A 349-nucleotide genomic window follows, 5' to 3' on the forward strand; every position below is an offset into this window, starting at 1 on the left:
CATCAAGACCGTTAGCACCATCGGCACCGTCCGCACCTGCTGGTCCTTGAGGGCCCATTGGGCCTGGATCTCCTTGCGGTCCCTGGGCGCCATCAGTACCGTTAATACCGTCCGCACCTGCTGGTCCTTGAGGTCCTGCTGGACCGGCTACTCCTTGAATACCTTGTGGTCCTACTGGGCCCGCCTCACCTTGAGGTCCCTGAGCTCCGTCAGCACCATCGGCACCGTCTGCACCCGCTGGTCCTTGAGGTCCGATTGGGCCTGGATCACCTTGTGGTCCCTGGGCTCCGTCATTACCATCAATACCATCGGCTCCTGCTGGTCCCTGAGGTCCTGCTGGACCGGTCTC

1 pseudogene is annotated in these 349 nt (G+C 62.2%); it reads right to left on the reverse strand.

Annotation, left to right across the window (positions count from 1 at the left end):
- A pseudogene (locus MWU32_RS00045) lies at window positions 1-349 on the reverse strand (collagen-like protein); the annotation flags it as partial.

The sequence above is a fragment of the Gelidibacter sp. F63206 genome (assembly GCF_023015735.1).